Source organism: Pseudomonas sp. EL_65y_Pfl2_R96, assembly GCF_963970905.1.
In the GTDB taxonomy this organism is placed as follows: Bacteria; Pseudomonadota; Gammaproteobacteria; order Pseudomonadales; family Pseudomonadaceae; genus Aquipseudomonas.
Genome location: NZ_CAXAQH010000009.1, coordinates 101,576 through 114,913, shown reverse-complemented (window position 1 = coordinate 114,913; position 13,338 = coordinate 101,576). Strand labels below are relative to the sequence as shown.

At 61.0% G+C, this 13,338-nt stretch carries 9 protein-coding genes; 3 read left to right on the top strand and 6 right to left on the bottom strand.

Going from position 1 to position 13,338, the window contains the following annotated elements; genetic code table 11:
• The first annotated feature begins 58 nt into the window (after window positions 1-58).
• Window positions 59-2,449, top strand: a complete 2,391-nt coding sequence (locus tag AACY49_RS12360) for a sensor domain-containing diguanylate cyclase (protein WP_339523988.1) — start codon at window positions 59-61, stop codon at window positions 2,447-2,449.
• A 174-nt stretch (window positions 2,450-2,623) separates the two neighbouring features.
• Here AACY49_RS12360 and dacB read toward each other — a convergent pair whose 3' ends face one another.
• Window positions 2,624-4,084 carry a D-alanyl-D-alanine carboxypeptidase/D-alanyl-D-alanine endopeptidase gene (gene dacB / locus AACY49_RS12355; RefSeq protein ID WP_339523986.1) on the bottom strand — a complete coding sequence of 487 codons (1,461 nt, stop codon included), beginning with the start codon at window positions 4,082-4,084 and terminating at the stop codon, window positions 2,624-2,626.
• Window positions 4,085-4,318: 234 nt separating this feature from the next.
• On the opposite strand from dacB, the gene AACY49_RS12350 reads away from it, so the two are divergent.
• A complete protein-coding gene (locus AACY49_RS12350; protein ID WP_258696764.1) occupies window positions 4,319-4,663 on the top strand; it encodes a YggL family protein in 345 nt (114 codons plus the stop codon).
• An 84-nt stretch (window positions 4,664-4,747) separates the two neighbouring features.
• On the opposite strand, the gene AACY49_RS12345 is transcribed toward AACY49_RS12350, so the two are convergent.
• Complete coding sequence (locus AACY49_RS12345; RefSeq protein ID WP_339523983.1) at window positions 4,748-5,938, bottom strand: benzoate/H(+) symporter BenE family transporter; 1,191 nt, start codon at window positions 5,936-5,938, stop codon at window positions 4,748-4,750.
• A gap of 267 nt (window positions 5,939-6,205) precedes the next feature.
• On the opposite strand from AACY49_RS12345, the gene AACY49_RS12340 reads away from it, so the two are divergent.
• Window positions 6,206-6,970, top strand: a complete 765-nt coding sequence (locus AACY49_RS12340; protein ID WP_223484660.1) for a GntR family transcriptional regulator — start codon at window positions 6,206-6,208, stop codon at window positions 6,968-6,970.
• Between the two features lie 176 nt (window positions 6,971-7,146).
• On the opposite strand, the gene guaD is transcribed toward AACY49_RS12340, so the two are convergent.
• The 4 genes from guaD to xdhA all read right to left on the bottom strand — a co-directional run bounded on the left by guaD (window position 7,147) and on the right by xdhA (window position 13,274).
• A complete protein-coding gene (gene guaD / locus AACY49_RS12335) occupies window positions 7,147-8,451 on the bottom strand; it encodes a guanine deaminase (RefSeq protein ID WP_339523978.1) in 1,305 nt (434 codons plus the stop codon).
• An 8-nt stretch (window positions 8,452-8,459) separates the two neighbouring features.
• Entirely contained in the window at window positions 8,460-9,305 is an 846-nt protein-coding gene (gene xdhC / locus AACY49_RS12330; RefSeq protein ID WP_339523976.1) for a xanthine dehydrogenase accessory protein XdhC, read from the bottom strand.
• Between the two features lie 125 nt (window positions 9,306-9,430).
• Entirely contained in the window at window positions 9,431-11,827 is a 2,397-nt protein-coding gene (gene xdhB, locus AACY49_RS12325) for a xanthine dehydrogenase molybdopterin binding subunit (protein WP_258696760.1), read from the bottom strand.
• Window positions 11,820-13,274 (bottom strand): xanthine dehydrogenase small subunit, encoded by a 1,455-nt coding sequence (gene xdhA / locus AACY49_RS12320; RefSeq protein WP_339523973.1) that lies wholly within the window; start codon window positions 13,272-13,274, stop codon window positions 11,820-11,822. The genes xdhB and xdhA overlap by 8 nt, the downstream gene beginning before the upstream one ends.
• Window positions 13,275-13,338 lie beyond the last annotated feature (64 nt).

Here is a 13,338-nt window from a genome sequence, read left to right as displayed (position 1 = left end):
TATAACTCATCCCACGGCCAATGGGCTTTTCCGGCACCTGGCGTTTTGAGCTGTCTCTATGTCGTTGCACGCCGTGCGCCCCAAGATCCTGGGTTTTATCCGCGAAGATGTTTCGGCCTGGCTGGTCGCACTGCTGGTATTGCTCGTGGGCGGGATTCTCACGGGTTTGCTGGCCTGGGCGACGCTCAATCAGTTTCACCAGCAATTGCAGCAACGTTTCCAGTTGCTCGCCAGTGAACGTTACAGCCGTATCGAAGAGCGTTTCGAAGATCAGGAGCAGCGCCTCGACGGCCTGCGGCGGTTCTTCGCCAATTCCGAGTCGGTGTCCCGCGAGGAATTCGACGGGTACGCCAAACCTCTTTTGCGTCGCACCCAGGCCTACTCTTGGGCACCGCGGGTTTCCGGCACCGAACGGCCAATGCTTGAGCGCGCCGTGCGTGAAGAAGGCTTCAACGATTTTACCTTTCGCGAACTCAACGCCGACGGCCAGTTGCAACAGGCCGGCGAGCGGGGCGAGTACGTGCCGGTGCTCTATACCCAAACCCAGAGCCGACTGCCCACGCAGCTGGGTTACGACCTGCTGGCCCAGCCCCTGCGTCGTTCGACCCTGGAACGGGCCGATCGCAATGGCAGCATGGCCGTGTCGCAACCGTTGCATCTGGCAGGCATCGAGCCCGCCTATTCGCGAGGCGTGTTGCTGGTGGCGCCGGTCAACCGTCAGAAAACCCCGAGCGCCGTATCCGACGGATATGTCATGGCGGTGATCAGCATGCGCCAGCTGCTGGCGGATGGGCTGCCGGAAGACGATCATGACTTTCTCTCGGTGGGCATCCTCGACTTATCCACCGATGATCGGCACGGAGTGTTGTACGAGTCGAGCAACACGGCAGGGGCCAGTGACTTGTCCTCCACGCGATTGCTGCGTCTGGCGGACCACGAATATCAAGTGGATATGCGGCCCAGCATCGCGTTCCTGCAAGCCAACCATTCTTCGGTGACCAGCCTGGTGGTGCTCGGCGGTTTGCTCAGTCTGCTGCTCACTGTGTTGCTCTATGTGTTGGTCAGCCAGCGCCAACGGGCGCTGCAGGTGGTGGAACAGCGGACCCAGGAACTACGCTCCCGGGAGCAAGAGTTGCGCGGCACTCATGGCCAGTTACGCGGTGTGCTGAATGCCGCGACTCAGGTGGCAATCATCGCCACCGACCTGCGTGGGATCATCAGCACCTTCAACGCCGGTGCAGAGCACATGCTCGGTTACTCCAGTGCACAGGCCGTGGGCCACATGACCCTGGAAAACCTGCACCTGCCCCGGGAACTCGAGGCGCGGTCGGCGGAGTTGAGCGCGCGCTATGGCAAGCCGATCCCGACGTGTCAGGCGATGCTGGTCGAAGGCGGGGAAGAGGGCGGTCACGAAGCCCGGGAGTGGACGCTGGTCCGCCACGACGGCAGTCACTTGGCGGTGAACATGCTGGCGACCCCGGTTCTCGACGAGCAAGGCTTGTGGGTCGGGCACCTGGCGATCTGTATCGACATCACCGAGCGCAAGCGCGTCCACGAAGCCCTGGCGGCACGGGACCTGTTGTTGAAGAAACTCAGCGCCCATGTGCCCGGCGGGATTTACCAGTTCAAGATGGAATTCGATGGGCGCTTCAGCGTGATCTACGCCAGCGACGGTATGCGCGATATCTATGAACTCGAGCCGGATGTGCTGCTGCGCAATGCCGAAGCGGTGTTCGCGCGGATTCATCCTCAGGACGCACGTCGGGTCCGCGCTTCGATCCTGGCCTCGGCTGACACCCTCAGCCCCTGGCGTGAAGAGTACCGCGTGCAATTGCCCGAGCGTGGCCTGCGCTGGGTCCGCGGCGAAGCGACTCCGGAGGAACTGCCCGGTGGTGGCGTGCTGTGGCATGGCTACATTTCCGACATCTCTGACCTGAAGCGCGTGGAAGAGGAATTGCGCGCACTGTCAGTGACCGACTCCCTGACCGGGATTCATAACCGCCGCTACTTCCAGGAGCGCCTGACCACCGAAATGGCTCGAGTCGAGCGTGGCGGGGGCGAGTTGTCGGTGATCATGCTCGACATCGATCACTTCAAGCGCATCAATGACCAGCACGGTCATGCCGTGGGCGATCGCGTGTTGCAGGCGGTGTGTCAGCGCATTGGCGGTCGCCTGCGACGCACCGATGTGTTCTGCCGCCTGGGGGGCGAAGAGTTCATGGTGCTCTGTCCAGATATCGACGGCATACGGGCTCATGGATTAGCCGTGGAGTTGTGGCAAGGGTTGCGCAGTGCGCCGATCGACGAGGTCGGGATCGTCACCGCGAGTTTCGGGATTGCCAGCTGGAAGGCCGGAGAGGGCGCGGATGCGTTGCTGTTGCGGGCGGATTCGGGGGTTTATGCGGCGAAGCAGGCGGGCCGGGATCGGGTTGAGGGGCAGATGAATTAACCCAGGCTGCATGCAATCCCTGTGGGAGCGAGCCTATGTGGCGAGGGGGCTTGTGATCGTTCCCACGCTCTGCGTGGGAATGCCTCAATGGACGCTCCGCGTCCGCTTCGGCAGGGACGCGGAGCGTCACCGGCTGCATTCCCACGCAGAGCGTGGGAACGATCAGGTTGGGGATTACAGCACCGAAGCCGTGGTCGGCAGTTTCGGCTGGCGATACAGGTCCAGCAGTACCTGATCCAGCACCGAGGAGGCGCCAAACGGTGCCTTGTCGTTGAGGATCGCCACCACCGCCCAGGTATTGCCATTGATGTCACGGCTGAAGCCGGAGATGGCGCGCACGGTATTCAGGGTGCCGGTCTTGACGTGGGCTTCACCGCGCATCGCAGTGGTCTTCAGGCGTTTACGCATGGTGCCGTCGGTGCCGGCAATCGGCATTGAGCTGATGAACTCGGCGGCATACGGGCTGTGCCAGGCGGCTTGCAGCATCGCGGCCATTTCACGGGCGCTCACTCGCTCGGCGCGGGACAGGCCGGAGCCGTTTTCCATCACCAGGTGCGGTGCGGTGATGCCTTTCTGCGCCAGCCACTGACGCACCACACGCTGGGCCGCCTTGGCGTCGTCACCGTCGGCGTCAGTGCGGAACTTCTGGCCCAGGCTCAGGAACAACTGCTGAGCCATGGTGTTGTTACTGTATTTGTTGATGTCGCGAATGATTTCCGCCAGGTCTGGCGAGTAGGCTCGGGCCAGCACTTTGGCGCTGCTCGGCGTCGGTGCCAGACGGTCCTGGCCCTGGATGCTGCCGCCCAGCTCCTTCCAGATCGCCCGCACAGCACCGGCGGTGTAGGTCGCATGGTCGAGCAGCGACAGGTAGGTCTGGGAGCTGCAACCTTCGCCCAACTGGCCGCCGACGGTCACGGTGACGCTGCCATCGGCCTGGGTCACCGGGTTGTAGCGCACGCCCCCGGTGCATTGCTTGGAGTTGAGCGCCTTGACCTGATTGTCGATACGGATGCTGGCAATCGGCGGCTCGACCGACACCAGGACCTTGCCCGAGTCGTTGCGCGCCACGAAGCGCAGGGCCTTGAGATTGACCAGCAGCGCGTCGGGCTTGACCAGGAACGGTTTGTTCTCGTCATTGCCGTCGTCATTGAATTGGGGCAGTTGCGGTTGTGTGAAGAAGCCGCGGTCCAGCACCAGGTCGCCGGTGACCTGGGTCACGCCATTGGCGCGCAAGTCGCGCATCAGCAGCCAGAGTTTTTCCATGTTCAGCTTCGGATCGCCGCCACCCTTGAGGTAGAGGTTGCCGTTGAGGATGCCACCGCTGAGGGTGCCATCGGTGTAGAACTCGGTTTTCCACTGGTGGTTGGGGCCAAGCATTTCCAGCGCGGCATACGTGGTGACCAGCTTCATGGTCGAGGCCGGATTGACCGAAACGTCGGCATTGAAAATGGTCGGGGTGCCCGGGCCGTTGAGCGGGATCATCACCAGCGACAGGGCACTGTCCTGCAGTTTGCTGGCCTTGAGGGCCTTTTCGACGTTGGGTGACAGGGCGGTGTTGATCGGCGCGGCGGAAACAGGGAGGGCCAGAGGCAGAAGAAGGCTGGCCAGCAGCAATGGACGCAAAGATTTGATCATCTGAAATAAAACCCTACAGCCGAGGGGAAAAAAGACGAGGGCATGGCGATAAACTCCCTCAGCGGTCATGAAAGTGTCGGCATTATGCCCCAAGGTGGAACGGCTTGTGCCGTACCTTGGTCGCCTAATCCGGTATTTTTTTACCGACGGTAGGCGTCGCACCGTTCTGAGGCGGGCAATCGGCGCCTTAAACTGCTAAAGTGCGGCCCGTTATTACTTATGAGGATTGTTCCAATGGCGACTAACCGTTCCCAGCGTCTGCGCAAAAAACTGTGCGTCGATGAATTTCAAGAGCTGGGTTTCGAGCTGAACCTGGATTTCAAAGAAGATTTGGCTGATGAAGCCATTGATGCTTTCCTCGACGCGTTCCTGAAAGAAGCCATGGAAGCCAACGGTCTGGGCTATGTCGGCGGCGACGATTTCGGTCTGGTTTGCCTGCAGAAGCGTGGCTCGGTATCCGAAGAGCAGCGTGCCGCTGTTGAAACCTGGCTCAAAGGCCGCAGCGAACTGACAGAAGCGACTGTCAGCCCGCTGATCGACGTCTGGTACCCGGAAAAGCCGATCAATCCGGTAGCTTGATGTTCTAAAGAACGGCGACCCAAGGGTCGCCGTTTTTTTGTGCCTGCTTTTTGTAGGCGCATGGCTTGGCCCGCGAAGGGGCCCTCAGGCCTTGCGCCAGTTCAAGATCAGCAAGGTCAACACCCCCGCCACAATCCCCCAGAACGCCGAACCGATGGAGAACAGCGTCAGCCCCGACGCCGTCACCATAAAGGTAATCAACGCCGCTTCCCGTTCCTGCACTTGCGCCATGGCAATGCTCAAGCCATTGATGATCGAGCCGAACAGCGCCAGCGCGGCAATCGACAGCACCAGTTCCTTAGGCAATGCGGCAAACAACGCCGCCAATGTCGCACCGAACACCCCGGCAATCCCGTAGAAAATCCCGCACCAGACCGCTGCCGTGTAGCGCTTGTTGCGATCTTCATGGGCATGCGGCCCGGTGCAGATCGCCGCGCTGATGGCGGCCAGGTTGATCCCGTGGGAACCGAACGGCGCCAACAGCAACGAGGCAATGCCGGTAGTGGTGATCAGCGGCGAGGCCGGCACGTTGTAACCGTCGGCGCGCAATACGGCGATGCCCGGCATGTTCTGCGAGGTCATCGCCACCACGAACAGCGGGATACCGATGCTGATGGTCGCGGCCAGGGAGAAATGCGGCGTGGTCCAGACCGGCGTCGCGACTTCAAGGTGAAAACCACTGAAATCCAGCAACCCCATGAAACCGGCCAGCGCGGTGCCAATCAACAGTGCCGCCAGCACGGCGTAGCGCGGTGACAGGCGCTTGACCACCAGATACGTGAAGAACATCCCCAGGACCAGTGCGGTGCGGTGCTGGGCGGCGACGAAAATCTCGCTGCCGATCTTGAACAGAATCCCCGCCAGCAACGCCGCCGCCAATGAGGCCGGAATCTTTTTCACCAGCCGTTCGAAACTGCCGGTCAAACCACAAAGGGTCACCAGCACCGCGCAAGTAATGTAGGCGCCGATGGCCTCGCCGTAGCTGACACCGCCCAGGCTGGTGATCAGCAACGCCGCGCCGGGGGTCGACCAGGCGATGGTGATCGGGGTGCGGTAGCGCAGGGACAGGCCGATCGAGCACACCGCCATGCCGATGGAGATCGCCCAGATCCACGACGAAATCTGCCCGCTGCTCAGGCCCGCCGCTTGCCCGGCCTGGAACATCAGCACCAGTGAGCTGGTGTAGCCGGTCATCATGGCGATGAACCCGGCGACGATGGCCGAAGGTGACGTATCAGTCAGGGGGCGAAGCTGCGTGTGCGTGGCGTCGGTCATGACAGCGGCGTTCCTTATACGGGTGAAGATGTCCGAAGCCACGCTCCCACAGGGGATTGTGTTCAGGCTGCGGATTCTGCGTTCAAGCCTAAACTGAAAAGTAACCGGTCGTTGCAATACAGCGAAGGCGACAAACAGCCGTACAGTCGTGTTGCCACCGTCCATTGTGTACAATTGCAGTGTTTTTTACGCGATACTTGCCAGCGACCCACTGTGCCGTATTACAGTCACGGTCAATTCGCCGCAGTTCTCCCGACTCGAGTGCCCATGAACGAACAGTTGCAACCCCTCAAGAAACAACCGCGAGCAGGCAAAGCCGGCCGCACCGGTACCCAGGACGATATTGTCTATGCGCATATCTTCGAGGCCATCCTCGAACAGCGTCTGGCGCCCGGCACCAAGTTGAGCGAAGAAGCGCTGGGGGAAATTTTCGGGGTCAGCCGCACCATCATTCGCCGTGCGCTGTCGCGTCTGGCCCATGAAGGCGTAGTGTTGCTGCGACCGAATCGCGGTGCTGTCGTCGCCAGCCCGAGTGTCGAAGAGGCCCGTCAGGTGTTTATGGCGCGGCGTCTGGTGGAGCGGGCGATCACTGAACTGGCGGTGCAGCATGCCACGGCCGAGGAGATTGCCGACTTGCGGCAGATGGTCAACGACGAGCGCGACAGTTTCTCCCGTGGCGATCGTGGCGCCGGAATCCGTCTGTCGGGCGAGTTTCACTTGAAGCTGGCCGAAGCGGCGAAAAACGCGCCGCTGATCAGCTTCCAGCGCAGCCTGGTGTCCCAGACTTCGTTGATCATCGCCCAGTACGAGAGCGGCAACCGTTCCCACTGTTCCTACGATGAACACACCCAGTTGATCAACGCCATCGAAGCGCGGGACGCGACCCTGGCGGTGGACCTGATGATGCATCACATGGACCACATCGACAGCAAGCTCAACCTCGACGAAGAAAGTGCGTCGGATGATTTGCATGCGGTGTTTTCGCATTTGTTGCAGACCAAGAAGCCGGGGCGGCCTGTCGCGAAGCTCTGAAGTACCGATGATAAAAAATCCCCCGCAGCCTTCCGGTTGCGGGGGATTTTTTTGAGTATCAGATCGTTCCCACGCTCTGCGTGGGAATGCAGCCCGTGACGCTCCGCGTCACTGGACGCGGAGCGTCCCTAGAGGCATTCCCACGCGGAGCATGGGAACGATCAGCCCGGAAGATCTTAGCGCTGATGCACCAGATTCCCCGCCGCATACGTCTGCAACACCGTCCGGTCATCCCCCAGTGTCATCAATACAAACAACGTTTCGGCAATGTTATTGGTCTGTTTCAGGCGATAGCTGAGCAGTGGCGTGGCGTTGTAGTCCAGCACCAGGAAGTCCGCGTCGGTGCCTGGTTGCAAGGTACCGATCTTGTCTTCCAGGCGCAGCGCGCGGGCGCCGCCGAGGGTGGCCAGGTACAGCGACTTGAACGGGCTCAGCCGCACGCCTTGCAGTTGCATGACTTTGTAGGCTTCGTTCAGGGTTTGCAGCAGCGAGAAACTGGTGCCACCCCCGACGTCGGTACCGAGGCCGACATTGAGTTTGTGCTTCTCGGCCATCGGCAGATTGAACAAGCCACTGCCGAGGAAGAAGTTGGAGGTCGGGCAGAAGGCGATGGCCGAACCGGTTTGCGCCAGGCGCGCGCATTCGTCGTCGCACAGGTGCACGCCGTGGGCGAACACCGAACGCTCACCGAGCAGTTGGTAGTGATCGTAGACGTCCAGGTAGCCCTTGCGCTCCGGGAACAGTGCCTTGACCCACTCGACTTCCTTGAGGTTCTCGCTGATGTGGGTCTGCATGTACAGATCCGGGTATTCGCTGAGCAACTGACCGGCGAGAGTCAGTTGTTCCGGGGTGCTGGTCGGGGCGAAGCGTGGGGTAACTGCATAGTGCAATCGGCCCTTGCCGTGCCAGCGCTCGATCAGCGCCTTGCTTTCGACGTAGCTCGATTCGGCAGTGTCGGTCAGGTAGTCCGGCGCGTTGCGGTCCATCATCACCTTGCCGGCGATCATCCGCAGGTCCAGCTGTTCGGCGGCCTCGAAAAACGAATTCACCGATTGTGGATGCACGCTGCCGAACACCAGCGCGGTGGTGGTGCCGTTGCGCAGCAGTTCCTTGATGAAAATATCAGCGACTTCATCCGCGTGGGCCTTGTCGGCGAACTGGCTTTCGCATGGGAACGTGTAGGTGTTGAGCCAGTCCAGCAGTTGCTCGCCATAGGCGCCGACCATGCCGGTTTGCGGCAAGTGGATGTGGGTGTCGATGAAGCCGGGGGTGATCAGTGCGTCCTGATAATGAGTGATCTCGATGTCGGCCGGCAGGGTCGGCAGCAATTCGCTGGCGTGGCCGATGGCGCTGATCTGGCCGTTCTCGACCAGCAGCAAGCCGTCTTCGAAATACTCGTAAGAGGCTTCGATGCCCACTTCGGCAGGGTCGGCGATGCTGTGCAGAATGGCGGCGCGGTAGGCTTTGCGAGTCAGAGGCATGGGGGTTCTCAATTGGTTGCTTGGCTGCGGCGTGAAGCAGGCAGCAATTTGGCAATCGATGATCCGGCGCTGGCAGTGTGCTGGCCGAAATTGGCGTTATAGGTAGCGATGATTTCGCCGGCGATGGAGATGGCGATTTCCACAGGCAACTTGCCTTTGACTTCGCCCAGGCCCATCGGGCAGCGCATGCGTTGCAGCACGGTGCTGTCGAAACCGCGATCACGCAGGCGGTGTTCGAACTTCACCCGTTTGGTCTTCGAACCGATCAGGCCGAAGTAGGCGAAGTCGTTGCGTTTGAGGATCGCGGCGGTGAGTTCGAGATCGAGCTGGTGGTTGTGGGTCATGACGATGCAGTAGCTGCCGGTGGGTAGGTCATCGACTTCATCCAGCGGTTCTTCGGTGAAGATTTTGCGCACGCCGTGGGGGATCTGCTCGGGGAATTCCGCTTCCCGCGAGTCGATCCAGCGCACCCGGCACGGCAGGCTGGCGAGCAGTGGCACCAGCGCCCGACCGACGTGGCCGGCGCCGAACACCGCAATCTGCGCCTGGACCTGACCCATCGGTTCGAACAGCAATACGGTCACGCCACCGCAGCACTGGCCCAGGCTGGCGCCGAGGCTGAAGCGCTCCAGATGGGTGTCCTGCCGGCCGCTGGCAAGCATCTCGCGGCCGATCTGCATGGCCTTGTATTCCAGATGCCCGCCACCGATGGTGTCGAACGTTTGCGTGGCGCTGATGACCATCTTCGAACCGGCATTGCGCGGCGTCGAGCCGAGCTCTTCGATGATGGTCACCAACACACAGGGTTCACCCCGGGTTTGCAGGTCGGCGAGGGCGTCGATCCAGTTGTACATGTTTCACCTCTCAAGATCGTTCCCACGCTCTGCGTGGGAATGCATCTCTGGACGCTCCGCGTCCGCTGTTCACAATGCGACGCAGAGCGTCGCGGGCTGCATTCCCACGCAGAGCGTGGGAACGATCAAACCACCACCTCGGATTCAGCTTCCACGGCTTTCACCGCTTTCAACTGCCGCATCTGCTCACAGCCCCACAACACCCGCTCCGGGGTCGCCGGTGCATCGATTTTCGGTTGATGCTGGTAGTCGCCCAAACTGGCCACGGCGTCCTTGATCGCGCACCACGCGGCGATACCGAGCATGAACGGCGGCTCACCCACGGCTTTGGAATGGAACACCGTGTCTTCCGGGTTCTTGCGGTTTTCCACCAGCTTCACTCGCAGGTCCAATGGCATGTCCGCCACCGCCGGGATCTTGTAGCTGGCCGGGCCGTTGGTCATCAGTTTGCCCTTGTTGTTCCACACCAGTTCTTCCATGGTCAGCCAACCCATGCCCTGGATGAAACCACCCTCGACCTGACCGATGTCGATGGCCGGGTTCAGTGAGTCGCCGACGTCGTGGAGGATGTCGGTGCGCAGCATCTTGTACTCGCCGGTCAGGGTGTCGACGATCACCTCGGCACAGGCCGCACCGAAGGCGTAGTAATAGAACGGCCGACCCCGGGCCTGACTGCGGTCGTAGTAGATTTTCGGGGTCTTGTAGAAGCCGGTGCTCGACAGCGAAACCTGAGCAAAGTACGCCTGCTGGATCAACGCTTCAAACGTCAGAATGTAATCGCGAACCCGCACGTGACCGTTGTGGAATTCCACGTCTTCTTCGCTGACCTTGTACTGCCGCGCGGCGAATTCCACCAAGCGTTTCTTGATGATTTCAGCCGCGTTTTGCGCAGCTTTACCATTGAGGTCGGCGCCGCTCGAAGCAGCGGTTGGCGAAGTGTTCGGCACCTTGTCGGTGTTGGTCGCTGTGATCTGCACCCGGTCCATTTCCACCTGGAACACTTCAGCCACGACTTGCGCAACCTTGGTGTTCAGACCCTGGCCCATTTCGGTGCCACCGTGGTTCAAGTGGATGCTGCCGTCGGTGTAGATGTGGATCAGTGCACCGGCCTGATTGAGGAAGCTGGCGGTGAAGGAAATACCGAATTTCACCGGGGTCAGCGCCAGGCCTTTTTTCAGGATCGGGCTGTTGGCGTTGTAGCGACGAATCGCTTCGCGACGTTCGGCGTACTGGCTGCTTTCTTCCAGTTCCGCGGTCATTTCCTCGAGCATGTTGTGCTCGACGGTCTGGTAGTAATGGGTGACGTTGCGCTCGGTTTTACCATAGTAATTGGCCTTGCGCACGGCCAGTGGATCGAGGCCCAGACGGCGGGCGATGGCGTCCATCACTTCTTCGATGGCGACCATGCCTTGCGGGCCACCGAAACCACGGTAAGCGGTGTTCGAGGCGGTGTTGGTCTTGCAGCGGTGACCGTTGATGGTCGCGTCGCCCAGGTAGTACGAGTTGTCGGCATGGAACATCGCGCGGTCGACAATCGATGCCGACAAGTCCGGCGAGCAACCGCAGTTGCCGGCCAGTTCCAGGGCGATGCCGTGCAGGCGACCGGTGCTGTCGAAGCCTACGTCGTACTCGACGTAAAACGGGTGACGCTTGCCGGTCATCAGCATGTCTTCGACCCGCGGCAGGCGCATTTTGGTCGGCTGGCCGGTCAGGTGCGCAACCACCGCGCACAGGCACGCCGGGCTTGCCGCCTGGGTTTCCTTGCCGCCGAAACCACCGCCCATGCGGCGCATATCGACGACGATTTTGTTCATCGACACGTCCAGCACTTCCGCCACCAGTTTCTGCACTTCGGTGGGATTCTGGGTCGAGCAGTAAACGATCATGCCGCCGTCTTCGGTCGGCATCACCGAAGAGATCTGGGTTTCCAGGTAGAAGTGTTCCTGGCCGCCGATGTGCAGCGTGCCCTGGATGCGATGCTCTGCAGTAGAAAGCGCGGTGGCCGAATCGCCGCGCTGGTGGGTGTGGCTGTCGAGCACGAAGTGGCGTTTGCGTAGGGCTTCGACCACGTCCAATACAGGTTCGAGGTCTTCGTATTCGATGATCGCGGCCATGGCCGCTTTGCGTGCGGTTTCCAGGTCTTTCGCCGCCACGGCCAGTACCGGTTGACCGACGAATTGCACGTCATCGATGGCCAGCAATGGGTCGCCCGGCAACAGTGGGCCGATGTCTTTCAGGCCTGGCACATCTTTGTGAGTGATGGCGATGCGCACGCCTTCGAAGGCGTAGCAGGGCTTGGTGTCGATGCTGATGATTTTCGCGTGGGCGCGGTCCGACAGCCGAGCGTAAACATGCAGCTGATTGGGGAATTCCAGCCGATCGTCGATGTACTGCGCTTCACCGGATACATGCTTGTCGGCGCTGTCGTGCTTGACGCTGCGGCCGACACCGGTGGTCAGGTCCTTGGCGAACAATTCAGCCAGTTCGGCTTGGGTCTTCTCTACGGCATGATGATTAGACATAAGCGGTCACCCGAGTCTCGATGTGCGGTGTTTGCAGTTCGATGAAGTATTTACGCAGCAGGTTCTGTGCGCTGAGCAGGCGGTATTCCTTGCTGGCGCGGAAGTCTGAGAGCGGTGTGAAATCTTCGGCCAGTGCGGCGCAGGCGCGTTCAATGGTGGCGTTGTTGAACGGTGCGCCAACCAGCGCGGCTTCGCAGCTTTTGGCGCGTTTCGGGATCGCCGCCATGCCGCCGAAGGCGACCCGGGCGTCGGCGATCACGCCATTGTCGATACGCAGGTTGAACGCCGCGCAGACCGCGGAAATGTCATCGTCCAGACGCTTCGACACCTTGTAGGCGCGGAACAGTTGTTCGGCGCTGGCACGCGGCACGATGATCTTCTCGATGAACTCGCTTTCCTGGCGCGCGGTGACCCGGTAATCGATGAAGTAATCTTCCAGGGCCATGGTGCGGCGAGTCTCGCCTTTGCACAGCACGACCTGCGCGCCAAGGGCGATCAGCAGCGGTGGCGAGTCACCGATCGGCGAAGCGTTGCCGATGTTGCCGCCGAGGGTGCCCTGGTTGCGAATCTGCAACGAAGCGAAGCGCTGCAGCAATTCGCCGAAGTCCGGGTACTCGGCTTTCAAGGCGTCATGACAGTCGGAGAGGGCGGTGGCGGCGCCGATTTCCAGGCGATCGTCGAAGCGTTCGATGCGCTTCATTTCGGCGACGTTGCCGACGTAGATCATCACCGGCAAGGTGCGATGGAACTGAGTGACTTCCAGTGCCAGATCGGTGCCGCCAGCCAGCAGGCGAGCCTGTGGATAAGCGTCGTAGAGGTCGGCCAGATCGGCTACGGTCAACGGCACCAGGCAGCGCTTGTCGCCACTGTTGAGTTCGCCGATGTCGGTGGGGGCGATGGCTTTCAGGCGAGCGATGGTGTCGGCCTCGCGGGCATCGAACTGGTCCGGTTGTTTGCTACAGCAAGCTTGTTCGGCAGCGGCGAGGATCGGCCGATAGCCAGTGCAGCGGCAGAGGTTGCCGGCCAGGGCTTCGTGGGCCTTGTGATGATCCGGTGCGTCGCTGTTCTTTTGCAGCGCGAACAGCGACATGACGAAGCCGGGAGTACAGAAGCCGCATTGCGAGCCGTGGCACTCGACCATGGCTTTCTGCACGCTGTGCAGTTGGCCTTTGTGCTTGAGGTCTTCGACGCTGATCAGTTGTTTGCCGTGCAAGGAGGAGACGAACGTCAGGCACGAGTTGAGGCTGCGATAGCGAATGTGTTCGCGGCCATCGTCATCCGTCTGCAGCTCGCCGACCACCACAGTGCACGCGCCACAGTCACCGCTGGCGCAGCCTTCTTTGGTGCCGGGTTTGCCCACATGGTCGCGCAGATAATTGAGCACGGTCAGGTTCGGGTCCAGGGCGTGCTCGCTACGGAGTTCCTGGTTGAGTAAAAACTGGATCACGGAAGGCCTCGCAAACTCATTATTGTTGTTAACCGACATGCGCCGAATTTATCAGGTCTGACTT